This is a genomic window from Streptomyces sp. NPDC006283 (genome assembly GCF_040613325.1).
Lineage (GTDB): Bacteria > Actinomycetota > Actinomycetes > Streptomycetales > Streptomycetaceae > Streptomyces.
On the sequence record NZ_JBEXRZ010000007.1, the window covers coordinates 50,783 to 73,334 of the forward strand.

The following is a 22,552-nucleotide window of genomic DNA, read 5'->3' on the forward strand; positions in this document are numbered from 1 at the left end:
GGAACCACCCACACGATCTCCGGAAGGCCAGGCACATGGCACCCCCCGAAGCGGCAGCGTCCGCGGCCACCGGCACACAGTCGCCGGCCACGCCGACGGTGCTGGAGGCTCGCGGCGTCAGCAAACGCTTCCCCGGCGTGGTCGCCCTCGACGACGTCTCGTTCACCCTGCGCGCGGGAGAGACCCACGCCCTCGTCGGCGAGAACGGTGCGGGCAAGTCCACCCTGATCAAGGTACTCACCGGCGTCCACCGCCCGGACGGCGGCGAACTGCGGCTGTCGGGCGAACAGGTGCACTTCGCCCGCCCCTTCGAAGCCCAACAGGCCGGAATCTCCACGATCTACCAGGAGGTCAACCTGGTTCCGCTGATGAGCGTGGCACGCAACATCTTCCTCGGACGCGAGCCCAGGAACCGTCTCCGCCTGATCGACTTCACCCGCATGCACCGGGAGGCAGCGGCCCTGCTGGGAGGGTTCGGCGTCACCGTGGACCCGCGTCGGCCCCTGCACACCCTGGGCGTCGGAACACAGCAGATGGTCGCTTTGGCGCGTGCCGTGTCGGTCAAGGCCCAGGTGGTGGTGATGGACGAACCCACCTCGTCGCTGGAACCGCGTGAGGTGGAGACGCTGTTCCGGGTGATCGGCGATCTGCGCCGGCAGAACATCGCGGTCGTCTACGTCAGCCATCGCATGGACGAGCTGTACCGCATCTGCGACCGCGTCACCGTGCTCCGCGACGGCAAGCACATCCACACCGGCGACCTGGCCGACCTGGAACGCATGCAGTTGGTGTCCATGATGCTCGGCCGGGAGATCACCGAGGTCCGCCGGCACGGTGTGACCAGCTTCGGCGAACAGGGGCACGACATCGCCCGCAGGCCCGTCCTCACGGCGACCGGCCTGACCCGCAGGCACCAGTTGGAGGGAGTGTCCCTGGACCTCCATCCCGGCGAAGTGCTGGGTCTTGGAGGCCTGTTGGGTTCGGGACGCAGCGAGAGTGCCAAGGCGCTGGCGGGCGCCCTGGCTCTCGACGCGGGAGAGATCACCGTCGACGGCCGTGTGCTGCGCCGAACCTCCTCCGCGAGTGCCATCCGCGCCGGGATCAGCCTCCTGCCGGAGGACCGGAAGGCGGAGGGCATCGTCCCCGGGCTCTCCGTACGCGAGAACATCGTGCTCGCCGCCCTGCCACGGCTCTCGCGCGCGGGCATCGTCTCGCGCAGGCAGCAGGACCGCATCGTCGACATCTTCATGAAGCGCCTTCGCATCAAGGCGTCAGGCCCTGAACAGAAGGTCGGCGAACTGTCCGGCGGGAACCAGCAGAAGGTGCTTCTCGCCCGGTGGCTCTGCCTGGAACCGAAGGTGCTGCTGCTCGACGAGCCGACCCGCGGCATCGACGTCGGCGCGAAGGCCGAGGTGCAGACGCTCATCGACGAGCTCGCCCAGGAAGGGCTGGCCGTCCTGCTGATCTCCTCCGACATCGAGGAACTCATCGAGGGGTCCGACCGGATCGTGGTGCTGCGCCAAGGTGCAACGGCAGGCGAGCTGACCGGCGATCAGGTCTGCGAGAGCGCCCTGCTCGAGGTGCTCGCCGACCATTCCCCCGCCGCCGTCCCGCCCGCGGCACCGACGCAGGGCGCGGGCGCGGAGACCGGCTGCACCGGCACCGGTCCGCACGGACCGGAACCGGCCCGCACCCCTTCCCCGCCACCTGCCCGGACGACCGCCCGGGCTTCGGCCGCCGAGGAGAGCCCCCGATGACGACGACCCACCCGACCGTGGCGCCGGGGCGCCGCCTGTCGCGACTGCCCGGACCCGCCTGGTTCCAGGAGTACGGCGTGTACGCGGCGGTGACCGCACTCCTGGTCTTCAACGCAACCTTCACCGAGCACTTCCTCACCGTCGACAACCTCCGCACCCAGCTGATCCAGGTCGCCCCGGTCGTCATCGTCGCGCTGGGCATGGCCCTGGTGATCGGCACCGAGGGCGTGGACCTGTCCGTCGGTTCGGCGATGGCGCTGGCCGCGGCGCTGCTGCCGCTCTATCTCGGTTACGGGCTGGTGCCGGCCCTGCTCATCGCGCTGCTGGCCGGCGCCGTGGTCGGGGCGGTGAACGGCACCCTGGTCTCCGTGGTGGGACTCCAGCCCATCGTCGCCACTCTCGCCCTGTTCGTCGGTGGCCGCGGGATCGCCCTGGTCATGGCGGACGGGCAGCTGAAGCAGATCACCAACCCCGACCTGCTGGCCCTCGGCACCGGCAGCTTCCTCGGTGTCCCGCTGGTCGTCCTGATCGCCGGGGTGCTGGCGCTCGCCGTGGCCTTCCTCGTCCACCGGACCACCTTCGGACGGCAGGTCGTCGCGATCGGCGGCAACCGCCCCGCCGCGGCCCTTGCGGGCCTGCCGGTGAAGCGGGTCCTGACCGGTGTCTACGTCCTGTGCGGTGTACTCGCGGCACTGGCCGGCATCCTCGCCACGGCCCGCCTCACCGCCAGCGATCCCTCCTCGCTGGGCAACCTGATGGAGCTGTCCGCGATCACCGCCGTGGTGGTCGGCGGGACACCGCTCAGCGGCGGTTCCATCCGTGTGCTGGGCACCGTCGCCGGGGCGCTGCTGATGCAGTTGCTGCGCGCGACGCTCGTGAAGCACGACCTGCCCGACTCGACCGCCCAGATCGCTCAGGCGGCCATCATCATCGTCGCCGTCTACGTCGCACGGGAGCGCCGCGCCCGATGAAACTCATGTCAGCACTCGGCTCTTCGGGAGCCGGTATCCGCAGTGCCGAACGTTGGGGCAAGGACGCGGGCCCCGGTCCCGCACCGGCCGCCGAAGCGTCCGGCAGGGAGCGCCTCGCCGCGCTCGTCCAGCGTCAGGGTGTGCTCGCGGTCCTGCTCATGGTGGTGGTGGTCGCCTCCTTCGTCTACCCGACGTTCGCCACCCTCGACAACGCCCGCGGTGTGACGGTGCAGGCGTCGTTCCTCGCCGTGGTGGCGCTGGGCATGACCTTGGTGATCATCACCGGCGGCATCGACCTGTCCGTCGGCTCGGTGTTCGCCCTCGGCGGCGTGCTGGCCGCCTGGGCGTCGCAGTACGGCATGCTGCCGGCGCTGCTGGTGCCGCTCGCGGTGTGCGGGGCGATCGGCGCGCTCAACGGACTGCTCATCGCGCGGGCGGGCATGGCTCCGTTCATCGTCACGCTCGCGTCCCTGCTGGGCGCCCGCGGGCTGCTGCTCGCCATCACCGACGAGGGCGCGACCACCCATCTCGTCCCCAAGGACTCGGCGTTCGCCGCGCTGGGGCAGGGCAGCGTGTGGGGATTCGGCCATCCGATCCTGATCGCTCTCGTGCTTTTCGGTGTGGGTGGTGTCGTGCTGCAGCGAACCTCGTTCGGGCAGACACTGTTCGCCGTGGGCGGCAGCAGTGACGCGGCCACTCTCATGGGGCTGCCGGTCGCCCGGGTGAAGATGACGGTCTATCTGATGAGCGGGCTGCTGGCCGGTCTTGCAGGCGCGATCAACGCGGCACGGCTGTCCTCCGGCGTCACCATCATCGGTGTCGGTATGGAACTCGACGCGATCGCCGCCGTCGTCATCGGCGGAACGCTCCTCGTCGGCGGCGCCGGATCCGTCAGCGGCACCTTGTGGGGTGTGCTCCTGCTGGCCGTGATCCAGAACCTGATCAACCAGATCGGTTCGCTCAACTCCTCGTACCAGTCCGTGGTCAGCGGCGGATTCCTCATTCTCGTCGTGGTGGCGCAGCGGTATCTGGCGCGAAGTCGCAGAACGGCCTGAATCCGGCCGGGCACCTGAGCGGGCGCAAGCCCGCCGGGGCCCGGCGCATCGTTCCCGAGCCCGGACACCGCCGAGCCCGGTCCCGTCCGGCCGAGGCCGGACAACGCCGAACACAAGGAGTGCCGTGGGCGTCAGCCTCAAGGACGTCGCGCAGCGGGCGGGCGTGTCCATCAAGACCGTGTCCAACGTGGTCAACAACTATCCCCATGTCACCCCGCGCATGCGGGCCAAGGTGCAGCAGGCCATCGACGAGCTCGGCTACCGCCCCAACCTCACCGCCCGCCATCTGCGCAAGGGGCGCACCGGCATCATCGCCTTCGCCGTACCGGAGCTCGGCAACCCGTACTTCGCGGAACTGGCGGGCGCGGTCATCGACGCCGCCGCCCGGCACGACTACACCGTTCTCGTCGACCACACCGCCGGGCTGCGTGAACGGGAGCTCCTGGTCTGCCAGGAGTTCCGCTCGCACGTGATCGACGGGCTGATCCTCAGCCCGATCCACCTGGAGACCGCCGACCTGACCGGCCGCCAGGAGACCTCGCCGCTCGTACTGCTCGGCGAGCGCGAGTACGAGGCGCCCTACGACCAGATCGCCATCGACAACGTGTCCGCGGCGCGGACGGCGGTACGGCACCTCCTGGACCTCGGCCGCCGGCGGATCGCCTTCCTCGGCTCACGTACCGGCCGTGAGCGCCAGCCCGCCCACCTGCGGCTGCGGGGGTGGCGGGAGGAACTGGCGGCCGCCGGTCAGGAACCCGATGAGCGCCTGGTGGTCGCCACGGACGGCTACGGCCGCGCCGACGGCGCCGCGGCCATGGCGGTCCTGCTGGCACGCGGCGAACGGCCGGACGCCGTCTTCGCCTACAACGACCTCATCGCCATCGGCGCGATGCGCACCCTCACCGAACGCGGCCTGAGGGTTCCGGAGGACGTCGCCGTGGTCGGCTTCGACGACATCGAGGAGAGCCGCTACGGCACCGTCACCCTCACCACCGTCTCTCCGGACAAACAGGCCATCGCCCGCCTGTCCGTGGACCGGCTCGTCGAGCGACTCGCCGGACAGCCGGTGTCCGGGGCCCAGCGGATCCGGCCCGGCTACCGCCTCATCGTCAGGGAGTCGACCGCCGGCGGCCGGACGGGCGCTCAGGCGGACGACGGGCCTCCCACGGGGTAGCGGACACGCTCCCACCGACCGCGCTCCATCCGGACACCGCTCGCCACAAGGACTGACCATGCCCCGACCCACCGTGCACCACAGGCCGTTCGGCACTGCCCCCAGCGGGGAGGAGGTCGGCCTGTGGCGGCTGGAATCCGGCACGGGACTGCACGCCGAGATCCTCACCTACGGCGGCATCCTGCACACGCTCGGCGTGCCCGACACCGCGGGCGACATCGACTCCGTCGTCCTGTCACTGGCGTCCGTCGACGACTACGCACAGAAGAGCCCCTACATCGGCGCACTGATCGGCCGTTACGCCAACCGCATCGCCGACGGCCGCTTCACCCTCGACGGAACGACGCACCACATCCCGTGCAACGACCGCGGCCACGCACTCCACGGAGGACCGGAGGGTTTCGACACCCGGATGTGGGACGCCGCTCCCTTCACCGTCGGCGACTCTGCCGCGGTGCGGCTCTCGCTCCACAGTCCCGACGGCGACATGGGCTTCCCCGGTGCGCTCGACGTCACCGCGACCTACAGCCTCGACGCCTCCGGCACCCTTTCGCTCACCTTCACGGCGGCGACGGACCGGCCCACGGTGGTCAGCCTCTGCAACCACTCGTACTTCAACCTGGCCGGAACGGGCGACATACGGGGGCACACGCTGCAGGTCGACGCCCCCGCCTTTCTGCCGGTCCGCGCGGACGGCATCCCGCAGGGCCCGGCCGTCGGCGTCGCGGGCACCGCCTTCGACCTGACGTCACCTCAGCTCCTCGGCGACCGCGTGTCGCCGGCGGACGACCAGGTTCGGCAGGCCGGCGGCTTCGACCATTGCTGGGTTCTTGCCGACGCCGGTACCGACGCCGGCACCGACGCCGGCACACTGAGGCGCGCCGCCCGGCTCACCGCCCCGGGCGCCGCTCGCGTCATGGAGGTGTGGACCACGGAACCGGGCCTACAGGTGTACACGGCCAACCAGCTCGACGGCTCCCTCATGGACGGCACCGGCCGCTGCCTGGAGCGCCACAGCGCGGTCTGCCTGGAGACACAGCGCTTCCCCGACGCCCCCAACCGCGCCGACTGCCCGAGCGCCGTACTGCGCCCCGGAGCGGTCTTCCACAGCCGCACGGACTTCCGTTTCCCGCACCTGTCCACGTAAGGCGGCCCGTCGGGGTGCCGGCCCGTGCCCTATTCGATCAGCGCGCGACCCGGTTGCCGACACGGCCGCAGCGGACCCGGACAGTCCGTCGGATGCTAGAAAAGAGGCATGACCGGGCTGCCTTTTTGGTCCGGGTTTGCGGCAAGCCGGCCTTCGTCCCGTGCGTCCGCCCGGCGCCGCCGCCCAGACCCCGGGAGTGGAGCGCTATGAACGGGCACAGGCCCGATACGTCCGGGCGCACGCGGCGCGGAGCGCCGTCCCTGCTGGGGGCACGCAGCGTCGCCGGTCAGGTCCTCTTTCTGCAGGTCGCCGTCGCGGTGCTGCTGATCGTGGCCGCGGTGGTCGCGCTCGTACTGCAGGCGCAGCACGACAGCGAGCAGGACGCGGAGAACCGGTCGATGGCGGCCGCCGCGTCCTACGCGCACGCTCCCGGCGTCCTGGCGGCGCTGCGGTCTCCCGACCCCACCGCCGTGCTGCAGCCGTTGATGGCCGGTGCGGCGAAGGACTCGGGGGTCGACTTCATCACCGTGATGGCCCCGGACGGTACCCGGTACGCGGACACCGAGCCCGAACTGATCGGCCGGCGGAACAGGGGTGTCGAGCGGGCCGCCGACGGGGAGGCGTTCACCGAGATCTTCAAGGGTGCGCCCAGCGACGCCGCCAGGGCCACCGTCCCCGTCGTGGATCCCGGCGGGTCGGTCGTCGGACTGGTCGGGGCGGGAGTACAGATCGAGAACGTCGGCAACGCCGTTGACCGTCAACTGCCGATGCTCCTGGCATCCGGCGCCGCGGCGCTCGCCCTGGCCACGGGCAGCGCCGCCCTGGTGAGCCGCCGACTGCGGCGGCAGACACACGGCATCGGCCCCACCGAGATGACCCGGATGTACGAGCACCACGACGCGGTCCTGCACGCCGTGCGCGAGGGCGTGCTGATCGTCGGGGACGACGGCCGGCTGATGCTGGCCAACGACGAGGCGCGCCGGCTGCTCGAGCTGCCGCCGGACGCCGACGGGCGCCCGGTCGCCGGCCTCGGCCTCGACGCCGGCATCGCCGACCTGCTCGTGTCCGGCCGTGAGGTGACCGACGAGGTGCACCCGGCCGGGGACCGGCTGCTGGCCGTGAACACACGGCCGACCGCTCCGTACGGCGGCAGTACCGGCAAGGTGGCGACGCTGCGGGACACCACCGAGCTCCGTGCGCTGTCGGGGACGGCCGAGGTCGCCCGTGGGCGGCTCAGGATGCTCTACGACGCCGGGGTGCGCATCGGCTCGACGCTGGACGTGGTCCGGACCGCGGACGAGCTGTCAAGCGTGGCGGTCCCCCGGTTCGCGGACTTCGTCACCGTCGAGCTGCTGGAGCCGGTGCTGCACGGTGACGAGCCGTCCGGCGTGCCCACCGAGATGCGCCGGGCGGCATTGTGCGGCATCCGTGCGGACCACCCCTTCCAGCCGGTCGGCGATGTGATCCGCATCGTGTCCAGCGACACCCCGATGGCGGCCGCCCTGGCCGGCGGCCATGCGACGCTCGAGGCCGATCTCACCGTCGCCCAGGCGTGGCGGGCGCAGGACCCCGAGGGGGCGGACAACGCCCTCGCCTACGGTGTCCACTCGCTGGTCACCGCGCCGGTGCAGGCACGCGGTGTGGTGCTCGGCATGGTCAACTTCTGGCGTTCGGAACGGGCAGAACCCTTCGAGGAGGACGATCTGTCCTTCGCGGAGGAGCTGACCACCCGCGCCGCCGTCGCCATCGACAACGCCCGCCGCTTCACGCGTGAGCACGCCATGGCGGAGACCCTCCAGCGCAGCCTGCTACCGCACGTCCTGCCCAGTCAGAGCGCGCTGGACATCGCCTACCGCTATCTGCCCGCGCAGGCCAGGGTGGGCGGTGACTGGTTCGACGTCATCCCGCTGCCCGGGGCTCGGGTCGCCCTCGTCGTCGGCGACGTCGTCGGCCACGGTCTGCATGCCGCGGCGACGATGGGCCGACTGCGAACCGCCGTGCACAACTTCTCCACCCTCGATCTTCCGCCGGACGAGCTGCTGGCCCGCCTCGACGACCTGGTGAGCCGTATCGACCTGGACGAGCCTGTCGGGGGCGGCGGCGACGGGATCACCGGAGCCACCTGTCTGTACGCCATCTACGATCCGGTCTCCGGCGTGTGCAGCATGGCGACAGCCGGGCATCTCACGCCCGCCCTGGTGCGTCCGGACGGCGGCGTGGAGTTCCTGGAGGTGCCCGTTTCCCCTCCTCTGGGCCTCGGCGGCCTGCCGTTCGGGACCAGGGAGATGCGTCTCCCGGAGGGCAGCCGGCTCGTGCTGTACACCGACGGACTCGTCGAGCACCGCGACCGCGACATCGATGCCGGTCTGGACGTCCTGCGCACCCTCCTGGCCGGCCGCGCCGACCGGCCGCCCGAGGAGATCTGCGAGGCCGTGTTCGACGCCATGGTCCCCTCTCTGCGCCGCGACGACATCGCGCTGCTCGTGGCCGGCACCCGGCTGCTCGACCCGGCCCGGGTCGCGACCTGGGACGTCCCCCGCGACCCCGCGGCCGTCGCACCGGTCCGCAGCGCGTGCAGCCGCAAGCTGGAGGAGTGGGGGCTGGACGCGGTCGGATTCACCACGGAGCTGGTGCTCAGCGAACTGATCACCAACGCGATCCGCTACGGCTCGGAGCCGATCCATGTGCGGCTGCTGTACGAGCGCACCCTGATCTGCGAGGTGTCCGACGGCAGCAGCACCTCCCCGCATCTTCGGCAGGCCGCCATCACCGACGAGGGCGGGCGCGGCCTGTTCCTCGTGGCCCGGCTCGCCGCGCGCTGGGGGACCAGGTACACGCCGACCGGGAAGGTGATCTGGACCGAGCAGTCACTGACCGACGGGCAGGTGCCGGCGGTCGAGGCACTGCTGGACGACCTGGCCTGGTGAACCGGGGGCCAGTGGTCCGGTGAGAAAGGGCGGCCACAGGACCGTTGGTACTGTGGGGATCCGCGACTGATCCCGCCGTGAAAGGGCCCCGAGGACCATGGCGGTGGACGAACTCGACACCCGCATCCTGCGACTGCTGATCGAGCAGCCGCGCACCAGCGTGCGCGAGTACGCCAGGATCCTCGGCATCGCGCGCGGCACGCTGCAGGCCAGGATCGACCGGCTGGAGCGCGACGGGGTGATCACGGGGACCGGTCCGTTCCTCTCCCCCGGCGCGCTGGGCCACCCCGTGCTGGCGTTCGTCCACATCGAGGTGACGCAGGGGTATCTGGACGAGGTGGGCGATGCGCTGGCGGCCGTGCCGGAGATCATCGAGGCGTTCTCGATCACCGGGGGCGGGGACCTGCTGACCAGGGTCGCGGCGCGGGACAACGGGCATCTCGAGGATGTCATCCAGCACCTGATCAATCTGCCCGGCGTGGTGCGCACCCGCACGGAGATGGCGCTGCGGGAGCGGGTGCCGTACCGGCTGCTGCCCCTGGTGGAATCGGTCGGACGCTCGGCCGGTGCTCAGCGCTGAAGAGGCGCTTGACATGCTGGACGGCATGAGCACAGCGCGCACTCCTTCGGTCATCTTCGATCTCGACGGCACCCTGGTGGACAGCGAGCCGAACTACTTCGAAGCGGGGCGCCGGGTCCTGGCCGCGCACGGCGTGCTCGGTTTCGACTGGGCCGAGCACACGGAGTTCATCGGCATCGGAACGCGGGAGACGCTGGAGATCCTGCGCGCCCGGTACGCCATCGACGCACCGCTCGACGAGCTGCTGGCCGCCAAGAACCGCTTCTACCTGGAGCTGGCGCGCGCCTCTACGGACGTGTTCCCCGAGATGCGCAGGTTCGTGGAGCGCCTGTCCGCGGAGGGCGTGCCGATGGCGGTGGCCTCCGGGTCGTCCCGCGCCGCCATCGAGGCCGTGCTCGAGGGCACCGGCCTTGCCGCCCACATGGCCGTCACCGTCTCCGCGGAGGAGGTCGGCCGGGGCAAGCCGGAACCCGATGTCTTCCTGGAGGCGGCCCGCCGTCTGCAGGCGGCGCCCGGCGACTGCGTGGTCCTGGAGGACGCACCGCCGGGAGCGGCGGCGGCCAACGCGGCGGGCATGCGCTGCATCGCCGTCCCGTACGTCGCCGGGACGTCCGACGAGCCCGCGTTCCTCGCGGCAGACCTGCTGTTCCCGGGCGGGCAGCGGGAGTTCACGGCGGAAGCCGCGTACGGGTGGATCACCGGCGCGGTGTGACACGGAAGCGGTGTGACCCAGAAGCGGTGTGACACCGGCGCGCTGCCACGCGGAAGCGGCGTGGCACGGAAGCGATGCGCTGAGCCGCCGTTGTGCTCAGTCTCCGTCGGCCCCGAGCTCGCCGCGCAGCCGGCGGGCACGCAGCACGAGAAGCATCTCGAAGCGGCGGTCGGGGTCCTCCAGCACCTCCCCCCACAACTCGCGGATCTGCCGCAGCCGGTAGCGGGCCGTCTGCGGATGGATGCCCAGGCGGTGCGCCACCTCCGGGGCGCCGCCCGCCGTTTCGAGCCAGGCGAGGAGGGTTTCCGCCAGCCGGCGGGCCTGGGCGGGCCCCGTGTTCTCGAGTGGCGCCAGACAGCGGTGGGCCGCCGCGTCGATGAGCTCCGCGGACGGCAGCAGCACCATTTCTTCCGTGCGCTCCGTGCAGTGCAGCACCTCGCCGCCCGGCAGCAGTCCGCCCTCGACGAGCCGGACCGCCGTCTCCGCCCAGCGCAGCGACTTCGCCGCGGCTGCAAGCGGCACCGGCGGGCCGACCGCACCGGACCAGCCCGCCGTGGCGCGGCGCAGCATCTCGGAGCGGCCGGCGGTGCACGGTTCCGGAATGACGATGCGGGGCTGCTCGCTCTCCATGTCGAGGAGGATGCCCGGCTCCACCGCGGGGGCTACGGCTTCCCTGGCGGGGCGCACCAGTATGCCAACGGCGATGGTCCGGGGCAGTTCCCAGCCGATGCGGGCCGCCCGTTCGGCGAGCGTGCCGGCCGGGTCGCCCCGGTGTTCCACAAGCAGCCGGTCAATCAACTGGCGTTGCAGACGGAGCCGTTCACCGGCCCGGCGGGCGGCGGCCTCCGCGTAGCCGCGTACCGACTGTTCCACGAGGCCGTCCAGATACTCGAAACCGGATTCGGCGAGTTCGTACATGGCCGGCGCTGCGATGTCGACGTGCTGGCCGATCTCGGCGAACCGGCGCCAGGCCAGCCTCACCCCGAGGCGGTAGGTGGCCTGGAGCGAGTCGAGGCTGCGCCCGTCCCGTCCTTCACCGCGCCCGAACTCCTGGAAGACCTCGGGCGGTACGCGGGGATTCCCGGCGCCCGACGCCAGATTGTGTACGAACCCTTCGATGGCGCGGCGAATTCCGACGAGCGCCATGGGCTCGCCCGAGCCGTCCTCGACGAGCCGGAGGTGGGGATGTTCACGGCGGATCTCGGACAGGATCCGCTGCGCCAGCTCGCCCGCCTCGCCCAGCGCGATGGCGGCGAACCGGTCGACCTTTTCCTTGGGCACCTCGCTCCACGCGGGGCGCGTCATCGTCCGGGCTGGGCGGTGTCGTAGCTGATCAGAGGGACGTTCGGCTGGTCGGGCGTGGCGTTCAGCAGCGCCACGATCCCTAAGGCCGCGCCCACGGCGAGCGCCGCGGCGAACACGGCTGTGACGGCTGCGGCGAACAGTCTGCGCATGTCGGGTCAGCTCCTTGCTGGAGAGTTCCCCCACCCGTCAGCCGGCCCCCACCGGCTGGACGCACAGTGTTGACAGTACATTGACAGATAGTCAAGTGCTGCCTACTGTCGTGAACCCTTGAGGGCTGACCGGCCCGGGGCCCGTGCATCTCCCTGTGAAGTTCTTCGATCCAGGAGTGCCCGGATGCGCCGTACCGCTTCACCGACCTCCCTTCTCCTGCTGGGAGCAGGGGTCTTCCTGCTCGTGCTGGCCCCCCTTCTCGCCTGGTACGTCACACCCCAGGCCAAACGCACACCGATCGACGTCGACACCACCACCGTGTTCACCGGCACCGGCAGCTACTTCGACACCTCGAAGGTGAGGACGGTGCACGGGAAGAGGATCACGGTGACCCGGCAGGTCCGGGGAGACGTGGCCGACAGCGAGAAGAGCGGCAACGCGGTGTGGGACGTGTCCACCTCCGTCGACACCGACGCCACGCTGCCCGCCTCCGACACCCGGGACTCCCTGCAGTGGACGCTCGAGCGCTGGGTGACCGACCGCGCCACCAATGAGCCGGTGCACTGCTGCGAGGAGTCGCCCGTCTTCGACGGCGAGGCGTACCTGAAATTCCCCTTCGATGTCGAGGAACGCTCCTACCGCTGGTGGGACGGCACGCTCGGCGGCGTGGTCCAACTCCGCTACAGCGGCGTCAAGAAGATCCAGGGCTACGAGGGCCTGCGGTTCACCGGCAGCGTCCCGCCGACCAGGACCGGGGTTCGGCAGGTGCCGGGACGGCTGGTCGGCAGGGACCGGGCGCCCCAGGTGCTGGCCGAGGAGTGGTACGCCAACGGCGCGATCGAACTGGTCGTGGACCGGCGCACCGGCCGCATCGTGTACGCGGCCATCGGGCCCCGCAAGACGCTGCGCGCACCGGGATCGGACAAGGACGCGGTCGTGCTGCTGGAGAGCGAGCGGCTCGCGTTCACCGCCGAGACCCAGCGGCAACAGGTCGGCCTGGCTTCGCGCGACAGCGACAAGCTCGCGGCCCTCGGAACCACCGCACCGGCAGGTGCCGGGGCGCTCGGAGCGGTGCTCGCGCTCGTGGGCGCCGCCCTGGTGGCGCGGGGTCGCCGGCCGGCGCCGGATCGCACGGATGCTCACTTGGTGACGAGTCCGTCCGCCTGAGAGCTGCCGAAGTTGTCATACCGGTGAGTAGCCGCGCGCCGACGGCATGTCCAAACTGGCGTTCCCCACCGAAGCACGGCCCCCCGGTCACCCTCTCTCCCCCGCGCTTCCCCCCTATTCCAGTCCCCCCATCCCCTCCGCACCCCGAAACGAGTTGGAGCGCCCATGCCCCAGCACGTACCTCCCCCACTGCTCGAGGCACCGCCCCTCCCGCCGGCTCACCGCCACGGCCGGCACCCTTTCTTACCGGACGCACTCGAGCCGCCGCGTCGCATCGTCTTCCTCGCCCACCGCGACCTGGGCAACCCCGCCGCCGGCGGTTCCGAGCTGCTGATACATCAGCTCGCACAGGGCCTCACCGACCTCGGCCACCACATCACCCTGCTCTGCGGCGGACCGGCCGTGCACCGGCCGTACCGCGTCGTGTCGGCGGGCGGACGACTGGGCCACTACCTCGGTGCCCGCTCCGCCTTCGCCCGGCAGGTCGGCGAGTGCGACCTGCTGGTCGAGGTCTGCAACGGCATGCCGTACCTCGCCCCGCTGTGGCACCGCGGCCCCACCGTCTGCCTGGTCAATCATGTGCACACCGAGCTCTGGGACATGCGCTTCCCGGCGCCGGTGGCGGGTGCCGGACGGCTCCTCGAACACTGGGCGCTGGCTCGCGCTCACCGCGGCAACCTGATGGTCGCCGTCTCCCCCTCCACAGCCGGCGCCCTGCGGGCGATCGGTGTGCCGGACGGGCGGATCCGGGTGGTCCACAACGGAGTTCACGAACCGGCCGCCCGTAGCCCCCGCTCGCGGACACCGCTGTTCCTGGCGCTCGGCCGGCTGGTCGACTACAAGCGCATCGATCTGCTGTTGCGCCTGTGGGAGCGGGTACGGCCCGTGACCGGCGGCAGACTTGTCGTCGTCGGCGACGGGCCGGAGCGCGAGCGCCTCGAGCGCCTCGCCGGTGAGGGCGTCGAGTTCACCGGTCACGTCTCGGAGGCCGAGAAGCACCGGCTGCTGTGCGAGTCCTGGCTGCTGCTGCACCCCGCGGCCGTCGAAGGCTGGGGGCTGGTCGTCACGGAGGCCGGTGCGCGCGGGACGCCCGCCCTCGGGTTCGACGTGCCGGGACTGCGGGACTCCGTCGAGGACGGTGTCACCGGTGTCCTGTCCCGTGGCGAGTCGTCGTTCGCCGCGGCATGGTGCACGCTGGCGCTCGACGACGCCCGCCGTGAAGAGATGGGCAAGGCCGCAGCCGAACGGGCCGCGGCGTTCCGCTGGAGCAGCACCGTAGGGCAGTTCGCGGCGGTGGCGGCGGAAGCGATGGATGCCACGCCTACGCCTGGGCACGGCACTCCTCCGCCGGCGAGCGGTGCGCTCGCGTGAAGGACCCGTCACTGCGCCGCTCCCTCACTCTGTTCCGGGCGTTCATGCGGGAGCAGACCGACCCCGCCGCCGCCTACGCGCTGCTCGCCCGTGATGCCGCCGACCAGGTCGAGCGGTACATGAAGCTCGACGGCCGTGTCGTCGCCGATGTCGGCGGCGGCAGCGGCTGGTTCACCGCCGAGTTCGCACGGCGCGGTGCGCGCAGTCTTCTGTTCGAACCGGATGCCGCCGAGCTGGCCGGGAAACCGGTCGAGGGGACGGTCGTCGCCGACGGCTACCTTCTTCCGCTCGCCGACGGCTCGGCCGACATCTGTTTCTCCTCCAATGTGCTGGAGCACGTCGCCGACCCATGGACGTTCCTCAGCGAGATGGTGCGGGTCACCCGGCCCGGCGGCCTGATCTACGTCTCGTACACCAACTGGCTCTCGCCGTGGGGCGGCCACGAGTGGGCGCCCTGGCACTATCTGGGCGCCGAGCGTGCGCGTGCCCGCTACGAACGCCGCACGGGACGGCCCGCGAAGCACCGGCTCGGCGAGAACCTGTTCGCGCTCGGTGTCGGGCCGACCCTGCGCCACGTGCGAGGCCGTGACGACGTGGACGTGGTCTCCGCGCGCTCGCGCTACTGGCCCGTCCTCCCCGAGCTCGTCCCCCGGGTGCCCGGGCTGCGTGAGTTCGCCACCTGGAACCTCCTCCTCATTCTCCGGCGGTGTTCATGACCAGCGCGCTCCACGCCACCCGACCGCCCGCCCTCCCCACCGCCGAGGGCCTGCCCCCCGGCCGCTCTCCGGGCCCGCGGTCCCGCCGCTGGCTGCTGGGGTTCTGGGCGGCGGTGTTCGTCGCCTTCCTGGCGGTGTCGCCCGGCCGCATGACGTTCGAGACGAAGCTGGGCGTGGTCGCGGACCCCTGGCAGTTCCTGAGCGACCTGGGCCAGTTGTGGCACGACCGCGCCGGGTTCGGCGGGATCGCCGACCAGTACGTCGGCTACGTGATCCCGATGCTGCCGTTCCACGCCGTGGCCGATCTGCTGCACCTGCCGGTCTGGCTCGCGGAGCGGCTGTGGCTCTCGATCGTCGTGACCACGGCGTTCTGGGGCGCCCTGCGGCTGGCCGAGCGGCTGGGGACCGGTTCCGCGCGGAGCAGGCTGCTCGGCGCCGCCGTCTACGCCCTCTGGCCCACGTACACCATCGTCGTCGGGTCGACCTCCGCGGCGGCGCTGCCCGGGGCGATGCTGCCGTGGGTACTGCTGCCGCTGACGAACCCGCGGAACAGCCCGCGGATCGCCGCCGTCCGTTCGGCGCTGCTGATCCCCTTGATGGGCGGTGTGAACGCTGCGTCCACCCTGGCCTCGCTGCTGCCCGTCGGCCTCTATCTGCTGTGCCGGCCGGGCGGGCCCCGCAAGCGGGCGCTCATCGCCTGGTGGACACCCGCGGTGGTCCTTGCGACCGCGTGGTGGATCGTGCCCCTGCTCCTGCTCGGCACGTACGGCGAGAACTTCATGCCGTACGTCGAGTCCTCGCAGACCACCACCGCCACCATGTCGGCGACCGAAGTGCTGCGCGGAGCGGGGAACTGGGTCGGCTATCTCAACTTCGGCGAGGCCTGGCTGCCCGCCGGCTGGACCGTCGTCACCTCGGCCGTCGTCGTCACCTGCTCGGCACTCGCCGCCGCCCTCGGTCTGGCCGGTCTCGCACGGCGCGATCTGCCGGAGCGCCGCTGGCTGGTGGTGACCGCGCTGGCGGTCGGCCTCATCACGCTTGCCGGGTACGGCGGGTCGCTGGGCGGCCCGTTCCACACGACCGTGCAGGAGTGGCTGAACGGGCCGCTGGTGCCGTTCCGCAACGTCTACAAGTTCCAGACCGGTCTGGCCCTGGCGCTGGCGCTGGGCCTCATGCACGTGACGGCCGTGCTCACCCGCGCCTCCCGGGTGCGCGGCCGGCGCTTCGTCCCGGCCGCGGCCGCCGTGCTGGTACTGCCGGGACTGTGCTGGCCGTACGTCAACGGGTCCATCCTGCAACCGGGTTCGTTCCGGGCACTGCCCGCGTACTGGGAGACGACGGCCGACTGGCTGGCCGAGAACTCGGCCGACGACCGGGCACTCGTCGTGCCCGCGACCGCCCACGGCATCTATACCTGGGGCTCCCCCATCGACCAGCCCCTCGACGTCCTGGCCCGCTCGCCGTGGGCGCAGCGCGACTACGTGCCCTTCGGCACCCCGGGCAACCGCCGCGCGATGGACGCCGTCGAGCAGGCCCTGACCACCGGAGGCGAGGTGCCGGGCCTGAGCGCGTATCTGCAGCGCGCAGGCCTGCACTACGTCGTCGTGCGCAACGACCTCGACCCCGCCCAGTTGGGGCACATCCCCACCACCACCGTGAAGCGCACCCTCGAGGCGTCCGGGTACCGGCGTGTCACCGGCTTCGGTCCGGTGCTGACCGGCGGGCGGATCGCCGACGACACGCCGGTGCAGGTGGAGGGCCTGTTCCCGCGGCAGCGCGCCGTTGAGATCTACGAACCGCCCGCAGGCACGCAGCGGCCCGGCAGGGCCCGGCTGACGCCCGCGTCGGCCACGGCGGTCGTCAGCGGCGGCCCCGAGTCGCTGCTGCCGCTGTCCGCCGGCGGCTCGGTCACCGGGCGGCCCGCCGTCCTGGCCGGCGACGGGCATCCGGGCGTGGACCGGCCGGCGATGTACGCGGCGGGTGACGGGATGCGCCGCGCGGACACCCGCTTCGGCCTGGTCAACTCCAACACGTCCCACACGTACACCCGCGAAGAACGCAACGCGCCCGAGTCGGCCCAGGACCCCGGGGCGCAGCCGCGGCAGATCCTGCCGCTGTCCGCCGCGCGGCACCAGACGACGGCCGTGCTGCGCGGCGCCGACTCGGTCAGCGCCTCGTCCGTCGGCAACTGGCTCTTCCACCTGCCGCAGTACGACCCGGTCAACGCGTTCGACGGCAACCCGGACACCGGGTGGGCCGAAGGGTCTCCGGGATCCCCGAAGGGCGAATGGGTCAGGATCGATTTCACCGGCCCGACGGCCGTCCCCGCCTCTGTGCTGCTGACCCCGCTGCCCAGCGGGAACGTGCGGGCGGCTCCCACGGTGGTCCGTGTCGAGACCGATCGCGGCAGCAGGACGAGTCCGCTCAGGCCGGACGGCTCGGTACAGAAGGTCGCCGCTCCCGAAGGGACGGCCAGCTGGCTGAAGGTGACGATTCTTCAGTCGCAGCAGGGCCGCCCCGGGCTGACCGGGGCCGGATTCAGCGACATCGCCGTCCCGGGTGTGCAGGTGACGCGGATGCTGGAGCTTCCGCAGGACGCGCCCAGGGACGGCGCGGACGCCGTCGTGTACTCCCTGCGGCGGGGCAGCGACCCGGGCGGCCTGTCCGCCGTCCCGTCGGAAGTGGGCCTGCACCGGCAGTTCACCGCCGCCCGCTCCGGCGCCTACACCGTCGGCGCCACCGCACGGCCCGTGCCCGGCGAAGCCCTCGACACGCTGCTGTTCGAACTCACCGGCCGCCGCGACAACATCGTCGTGACCGCCGACTCCACCGCGAACCTCGGGACCGATCTGAGCCCGCGCAACCTCACGGACGGCGACCTCACCACGGCCTGGATCGCCGGTGAGCGGCCCGTGCTCCACCTGTCCTGGCCGAAGAAGACCTCGGTCGGCGAGATCGTCTTCGCGGCGGCCGGCGGGCTGTCCACCCGGCCGGAGCAGGTGCAGATCAGCTCGCCCGACGGAACGGCGGTCGCCGCCGTGGACGAGAACGGCATGGCCCGGTTCTCCCCCATCGCCACCGACCGCATGGACATCACCATCTCCCGCGCGGCGCCGCTGACTCTCCACAACCCCGTTGCCGACGACGAGTTGCAGCTGCCGGTCGGCCTGAGCGAGGTCCACATCCCCGCGCTGGAGAAGTTCCGGGCCCCGCAGCCGGACCCGGACCGGACGTTCACACTGCCGTGCGGCAAGGGACCGGTCCTGTCCGTCGACGGACAGTTCCTCGAGACGCGCGCCGAGGGACGGGTCGGGGACCTGACCGGACGCCGTCCCGTCGAGGTCAGTGTGTGCACCGACCAAAGCCGTGTGGAGTTCGACGAGGGCACCCACACCGTCGAGGCCGGGGACACGGGCCCCCTCGCCGTCACCGGCGTCACCCTGACCACCGGAACCCCGCCGGCCGTCGCCGACGCGGCACGCCCGATGGAGGTCAAGGGCGGCGGCGAGAACGGCGGCGACAGGCGCTCGGTGCGGGTCGGACCGGGGGACGCCTCGTATCTGCAGATCCACGAGAACTACAACGCGGGCTGGAAAGCCACGCTGGACGGCAAGGAGCTGAGGCCGCTGCGGATCGACGGCTGGCAGCAGGCCTGGCTGATCCCGGCCGGCCAGGGTGGCACGGTCACCCTCGAGTACGCGCCGTCGAGCGTCTACGAGGCCGGGCTGATCGGCGCCGGGGCACTGCTGGTCGTGCTGCTTGGTCTCGCGCTCTTCGGGCGGCGCACCCGGCCGGACACGGAAACGGTCGCGCAGCCGCCGGGCCCGGGCCTGCTGCTGGGCACGGTCGCCCTGACTCTCGTGGCCTTCGCGGTCGCCGGGCCGGTCGCCGCGGCCGTGCCCGTACTGGCCCTGGTGGCGTGGCTGCGCCCGTCGTTCCTCGCGCCGCTCGCGTTCGCGGCGATGGCCGGGGCGGGTGCGGTGGCCGTACTCGGCAGCGCGGGGCGGCCGTCGCTCGGCGAGGGCGCGTACGGCCCCGTGGCCCAACTACTCGCGCTGACGGCGCTCTTCGCGGCGCTCGTGTCCGTGGGCCGCGAACGCGGCGCCCACCGCGCGACGGGACCAGGGGCGCCGGGCGATCCCGGCTCACCGGGCCGGTCTTCGTCGGCCGACGGTCCGGGAGCGGCCGCAGACCCGTACGGCAGCCGGGCTGCCAACGCTGCCGCCGAGGACCCCGACTCCGCACCGCCCGCCGGGTCCCCGCCGCCCAGGAGCACCCGAAGCGGCACGCCCGGCGCCGGCCCGCGCCCCCAAGGCCACGCGCCCGTAGCCGGCCGAAGCCGCGCACCCGGTACACCCCAGGCAGGCCCGCAACCCGAAGGCCCCGCCCCCGGGAACGCCCGGGACGCCGCGCCCGGTGACCCCAGCCGCGGACCGCGCCCCGGGTCACCGCCGCCCGGGACGGTCGCGGACGGCCCCCGCCCGCAGCCGCCCGGCGGGCCCGGGGCGTGGACGGGAAGCAGCGGTCCGTGGCCGCCCGAGCACCCCCGGGGGAGGGTCTGATGGCGACCGTGCAGCGTCCGTCCTCCTCCGCCCCCACTCCCGCCGTCCCCGCCGCCGCCGTGTCTGGCCGGCAGCTGCCGCGGGTGCCGTTTCCCGTCGTCGACGAGATCGCACGGCACTGCGCGCAGGACGCCGAACCCAACACGGTGCACATCGAGATCCATCTCCCCGGCCGCGTCGAACCGGACCGTCTGCGGGCCGCGTTCGCCGAGGCCCTCGGCCGGCACCCGCGTGCGCTGATGCGCGAGCGGGCGCGGAGCCCGCTCGCGCGTCGCTACGAGTGGGAGCTGACCGACGGGCCGGACACCGAGGTGGTGACGTTTCCGGCGCGCGCCCCCGGCGCACTCGCCCGGGCCCGCGAGCGCGCGCTCTCCGAGGCGCCCTCGTTGACCTCGTCACCGCCGCTGCGGCTCGAGGTCGTCGAGGAGCCGGGCCGGTGCGGCTGCGTTCTGGTGTTCACGCTGCATCACACCGCGCTCGACGGCCCGGCGTGCCTGCGGGTCGCGGCAACGGCCGCGGAGGTCTACAGCGGTCGTACCGCCCCCGTCGTACCGGCCCCGCCCCGTCCGGTGTCCCCGCCCGCCGCGCCGCAGGGCGCTCGCCGTGCTTCGGGGGCGGCCAGACCCGCACGGGTCTCGGCCGGCTCGCCGGGACCGACACCGGGGAACGGGATGCTCGTCGCCGAACTGACGGTTCCGGCACGGCAGTCGGGCGCGCCCTACACCGTCAACGACCAGCTTCTGGTGGCCACCGCCCTGACCGTCGCCGACTGGAACCGGGCCCATGGAGCGCCGGAGCGTCCGCTGCGCATCACCATGCCGGTGGACGACCGCAGCCGCGGCCCCGAGATGCCGATCGGCAACGGCACCCGGCTGGTCGAGGTGGCCTTCACGGCCGCGGACGTGGCCGACGGCGCGGACATCGCCGCCCTGTTGCGCCGTACCGCGGAACGAACCCGGGCGCTCAAGGCACGGCCGCGTCCCCAACTGGGCCGTGCCGCGGGCCTGCTGACGGCGCCGGTGGCGCCGGTCGCCGTACGGGCGCTGGTGACCCGGACACTGCGGGTGCTGGCCGCACCGTGGACGTCGACGACGCTGCTCAGCAACATCGGCCGCGTTCCGTACCCGCTGGACTTCGGCGACGCCGGCGTGGCCGACGCCGTCTGGTTCTCGGCGCCGGCCCGGATGCCGCGCGGACTCACCGTCACCACGGCGTCCACCGGGGGCCGGCTCCATCTGGTGCTGCGCTGGTCGCGCGCCCTGCTCTGCGACGACGACGGCGCACGTCTGCGCGACCTGTTCACCCACCACCTCGACGCCACGGAGGTCCCGTGAGCAGCACCGGTTCGGCGACTCTGCGGGACTTCTACGAGGATCCCGCCGTCCCCGTCGCGTCGGGCGACGCCCGCAGCAGACGCCAGGCGCGGGTGCTGGCGCAGGCGCTCGGCGCGACGCCGCGGCAACTGATCGTCGACGTCGGCTGCGGCGACGGCACCGCGGCGCGGGCGGCGGCCCCCGTGCTCGCCGGCCACCGCCTGGTCGGCGTCGACTGGTCGCAGGACGCGCTGCGCCGCGCCCGGCCGCGGATGGGCCACGTGGTGCGCGGCGCCCTCGACTGCGGACTCCCGCTGGCCGACGGGTGCGCCGACGCGGTGCTCTTCAGCGAAGTCATCGAGCATCTTGTGGATCCGGACCACGCCTTGGACGAACTGCACCGCATCCTGCGGCCCGGTGGCCATCTGATGCTGTCCACACCGAACCTCGCCGCCTGGTACAACCGGGTTCTGCTGCTGGCCGGCGTACAGCCGGTGTTCTCCGAAGTGAGTCTGCGCGGCATCCACGGCAGGCCCGGTACGCAGGTGGTCGGCCACCTGCGGCTGTACACGGCCCGTGCCCTCCGCTCCTACCTGTCCGCGTCCGGATTCCGTGACGTACGGATCACGGGGGCGCCGTTCCACGGGGTGCCGCGTGCGCTGCGGCTGCTGGACCGGGCGGCGTGCGCCGTGCCCGGTGCGGCGTCCATCCTGCTCGCGCACGCGCGGCGGGGGTGACGCGATGTGGTGGGGCGTGGGCGCCGCGCTGATGGCCAACCTGCTCTACAGCGTGGGTTTCGTACTGGAGAAACGGGCCCTGGGCCGACTGCCCGCGCTGGCCGCACGCAGACCGGTGCGGGTCGTCCTGGTCCTGCTGACCAGCCCGCTGTGGATCGCCGGATCGCTGGCCCTGGCCGCCGGTTTCGTCGCCCAGCTCGTCGTCTACCGCGCGCTGCCCATCGCCGCCGCTCAGGGCATCTTCGTCTCCGGCCTCGTCCTGCTCCTGTTGCTGTCGTCCGCTGTCCTTGGCGAACAGCCGTCGGGGCGCGAACGCTACGCGCTGGGCGCGGTACTCGTCGCCCTGCTGATGGTCGTCGCCTCGGTCCGTGAGGGCGAGGACGTAGTGAGCAGCGGCGCTCCTTGGACGCTGGTGCTCCTCGTGTGCGTGCCGACGCTGGCTGCGGGCGTGTGGTTGTACGGGCGGGTCGAGGAACGGTCCCGCAAGCGGCACCGGGTGCCGACGAACGGCATCGGCTACGGCGTGGCCGTGGGACTGCTCTACGGGGTCAGCTCGCTGGCGATCAAGGGCGCATCGAGCCGTCTGACCGGCACCGACATCGGTGAAACCGCCCGCGCGCTGTTCACTTCGCCCTACCCCTATCTGCTGCTGTTCACCGCGGCGGCCGGTCTGGTCATGTCCCAGGCGGCGCTGCAGCGTTGCCGCGCTTCCCTCATCGTGCCGGTCTGCACCACGGTGACGTGCCTGTTCACGGCGGTGCTCGGAACGCTCACCTTCGGCGAGACGCTGCCCGAGGATCCGCTGCTGCTGACATTACGTGTGGCCGGCACCGCGCTGGCGCTGTCGGTGCTCCTCGCGCTTCCCCGCCACGACCCGTCCCCCTGACCTGCTCGACCGTCCCCCCACC

General features: G+C 72.3%; 17 protein-coding genes. 15 read left to right on the forward strand and 2 right to left on the reverse strand.

What is annotated here, in order from left to right; translation table 11 throughout:
- The first annotated feature begins 35 nt into the window (after positions 1-35).
- From ABZ070_RS03170 to ABZ070_RS03205, 8 genes are all read left to right on the forward strand, one after another.
- Complete coding sequence (locus ABZ070_RS03170; RefSeq protein ID WP_356629316.1) at positions 36-1,757, forward strand: sugar ABC transporter ATP-binding protein; 1,722 nt, start codon at positions 36-38, stop codon at positions 1,755-1,757.
- Positions 1,754-2,728: an ABC transporter permease gene (locus ABZ070_RS03175; protein ID WP_356629318.1), complete on the forward strand. Its 975-nt coding sequence runs from the start codon at positions 1,754-1,756 to the stop codon at positions 2,726-2,728. The genes ABZ070_RS03170 and ABZ070_RS03175 overlap by 4 nt, the downstream gene beginning before the upstream one ends.
- A complete protein-coding gene (locus tag ABZ070_RS03180; protein WP_356629320.1) occupies positions 2,725-3,783 on the forward strand; it encodes an ABC transporter permease in 1,059 nt (352 codons plus the stop codon). The genes ABZ070_RS03175 and ABZ070_RS03180 overlap by 4 nt, the downstream gene beginning before the upstream one ends.
- Before the next feature lie 124 nt (positions 3,784-3,907).
- A complete protein-coding gene (locus ABZ070_RS03185; protein ID WP_356629322.1) occupies positions 3,908-4,957 on the forward strand; it encodes a LacI family DNA-binding transcriptional regulator in 1,050 nt (349 codons plus the stop codon).
- Positions 4,958-5,015: 58 nt separating this feature from the next.
- A complete protein-coding gene (locus ABZ070_RS03190; protein WP_356629324.1) occupies positions 5,016-6,104 on the forward strand; it encodes an aldose epimerase family protein in 1,089 nt (362 codons plus the stop codon).
- 206 nt (positions 6,105-6,310) lie between these two features.
- The gene (locus ABZ070_RS03195) at positions 6,311-9,031 is read left to right on the forward strand and encodes a SpoIIE family protein phosphatase (RefSeq protein ID WP_356629326.1); all 2,721 of its coding nucleotides are present in this window, start codon (positions 6,311-6,313) and stop codon (positions 9,029-9,031) included.
- A gap of 97 nt (positions 9,032-9,128) precedes the next feature.
- Positions 9,129-9,611: an Lrp/AsnC family transcriptional regulator gene (locus ABZ070_RS03200; RefSeq protein WP_356629328.1), complete on the forward strand. Its 483-nt coding sequence runs from the start codon at positions 9,129-9,131 to the stop codon at positions 9,609-9,611.
- Between the two features lie 25 nt (positions 9,612-9,636).
- The gene (locus ABZ070_RS03205; RefSeq protein ID WP_356629330.1) at positions 9,637-10,323 is read left to right on the forward strand and encodes an HAD family phosphatase; all 687 of its coding nucleotides are present in this window, start codon (positions 9,637-9,639) and stop codon (positions 10,321-10,323) included.
- Between the two features lie 96 nt (positions 10,324-10,419).
- Here ABZ070_RS03205 and ABZ070_RS03210 read toward each other — a convergent pair whose 3' ends face one another.
- Together ABZ070_RS03210 and ABZ070_RS03215 are read right to left on the reverse strand one after the other, a co-directional pair.
- Complete coding sequence (locus ABZ070_RS03210; protein ID WP_356629332.1) at positions 10,420-11,628, reverse strand: helix-turn-helix domain-containing protein; 1,209 nt, start codon at positions 11,626-11,628, stop codon at positions 10,420-10,422.
- Positions 11,625-11,777, reverse strand: coding sequence for a hypothetical protein (locus tag ABZ070_RS03215; protein ID WP_356629334.1), 153 nt, complete (start codon positions 11,775-11,777; stop codon positions 11,625-11,627). The genes ABZ070_RS03210 and ABZ070_RS03215 overlap by 4 nt, the downstream gene beginning before the upstream one ends.
- 184 nt (positions 11,778-11,961) lie before the next feature.
- On the opposite strand from ABZ070_RS03215, the gene ABZ070_RS03220 reads away from it, so the two are divergent.
- The 7 genes from ABZ070_RS03220 (at position 11,962) to ABZ070_RS03250 (ending at position 22,530) form a co-directional block, all read left to right on the forward strand.
- Positions 11,962-12,945: a DUF3068 domain-containing protein gene (locus ABZ070_RS03220; RefSeq protein ID WP_356629336.1), complete on the forward strand. Its 984-nt coding sequence runs from the start codon at positions 11,962-11,964 to the stop codon at positions 12,943-12,945.
- Positions 12,946-13,110: 165 nt separating this feature from the next.
- The gene (locus ABZ070_RS03225) at positions 13,111-14,316 is read left to right on the forward strand and encodes a glycosyltransferase family 4 protein (RefSeq protein WP_356629338.1); all 1,206 of its coding nucleotides are present in this window, start codon (positions 13,111-13,113) and stop codon (positions 14,314-14,316) included.
- Entirely contained in the window at positions 14,313-15,032 is a 720-nt protein-coding gene (locus ABZ070_RS03230; protein ID WP_356629340.1) for a class I SAM-dependent methyltransferase, read from the forward strand. The genes ABZ070_RS03225 and ABZ070_RS03230 overlap by 4 nt, the downstream gene beginning before the upstream one ends.
- Positions 15,029-19,594: an alpha-(1->3)-arabinofuranosyltransferase family protein gene (locus tag ABZ070_RS03235; RefSeq protein WP_356629377.1), complete on the forward strand. Its 4,566-nt coding sequence runs from the start codon at positions 15,029-15,031 to the stop codon at positions 19,592-19,594. Before ABZ070_RS03230 ends, ABZ070_RS03235 begins: the two co-directional genes overlap by 4 nt.
- Positions 19,594-20,928, forward strand: a complete 1,335-nt coding sequence (locus ABZ070_RS03240; protein WP_356629342.1) for a condensation protein — start codon at positions 19,594-19,596, stop codon at positions 20,926-20,928. The genes ABZ070_RS03235 and ABZ070_RS03240 overlap by 1 nt, the downstream gene beginning before the upstream one ends.
- Positions 20,925-21,644: a class I SAM-dependent methyltransferase gene (locus ABZ070_RS03245; protein WP_356629343.1), complete on the forward strand. Its 720-nt coding sequence runs from the start codon at positions 20,925-20,927 to the stop codon at positions 21,642-21,644. Before ABZ070_RS03240 ends, ABZ070_RS03245 begins: the two co-directional genes overlap by 4 nt.
- Positions 21,645-21,648: 4 nt before the next feature.
- Entirely contained in the window at positions 21,649-22,530 is an 882-nt protein-coding gene (locus ABZ070_RS03250) for a hypothetical protein (RefSeq protein ID WP_356629345.1), read from the forward strand.
- Positions 22,531-22,552: the final 22 nt, after the last annotated feature.

Coding starts and splice junctions, on each gene's coding strand:
- ABZ070_RS03170 (WP_356629316.1), top strand. CDS start 36: ATGGCACCCCCCGAAGCGGCAGCGTCCGCGGCCACCGGCACACAGTCG.
- ABZ070_RS03175 (WP_356629318.1), top strand. CDS start 1,754: ATGACGACGACCCACCCGACCGTGGCGCCGGGGCGCCGCCTGTCGCGA.
- ABZ070_RS03180 (WP_356629320.1), top strand. CDS start 2,725: ATGAAACTCATGTCAGCACTCGGCTCTTCGGGAGCCGGTATCCGCAGT.
- ABZ070_RS03190 (WP_356629324.1), top strand. CDS start 5,016: ATGCCCCGACCCACCGTGCACCACAGGCCGTTCGGCACTGCCCCCAGC.
- ABZ070_RS03195 (WP_356629326.1), top strand. CDS start 6,311: ATGAACGGGCACAGGCCCGATACGTCCGGGCGCACGCGGCGCGGAGCG.
- ABZ070_RS03200 (WP_356629328.1), top strand. CDS start 9,129: ATGGCGGTGGACGAACTCGACACCCGCATCCTGCGACTGCTGATCGAG.
- ABZ070_RS03205 (WP_356629330.1), top strand. CDS start 9,637: ATGAGCACAGCGCGCACTCCTTCGGTCATCTTCGATCTCGACGGCACC.
- ABZ070_RS03210 (WP_356629332.1), bottom strand. CDS start 11,628: ATGACGCGCCCCGCGTGGAGCGAGGTGCCCAAGGAAAAGGTCGACCGG.
- ABZ070_RS03215 (WP_356629334.1), bottom strand. CDS start 11,777: ATGCGCAGACTGTTCGCCGCAGCCGTCACAGCCGTGTTCGCCGCGGCG.
- ABZ070_RS03220 (WP_356629336.1), top strand. CDS start 11,962: ATGCGCCGTACCGCTTCACCGACCTCCCTTCTCCTGCTGGGAGCAGGG.
- ABZ070_RS03225 (WP_356629338.1), top strand. CDS start 13,111: ATGCCCCAGCACGTACCTCCCCCACTGCTCGAGGCACCGCCCCTCCCG.
- ABZ070_RS03235 (WP_356629377.1), top strand. CDS start 15,029: ATGACCAGCGCGCTCCACGCCACCCGACCGCCCGCCCTCCCCACCGCC.
- ABZ070_RS03240 (WP_356629342.1), top strand. CDS start 19,594: ATGGCGACCGTGCAGCGTCCGTCCTCCTCCGCCCCCACTCCCGCCGTC.
- ABZ070_RS03250 (WP_356629345.1), top strand. CDS start 21,649: ATGTGGTGGGGCGTGGGCGCCGCGCTGATGGCCAACCTGCTCTACAGC.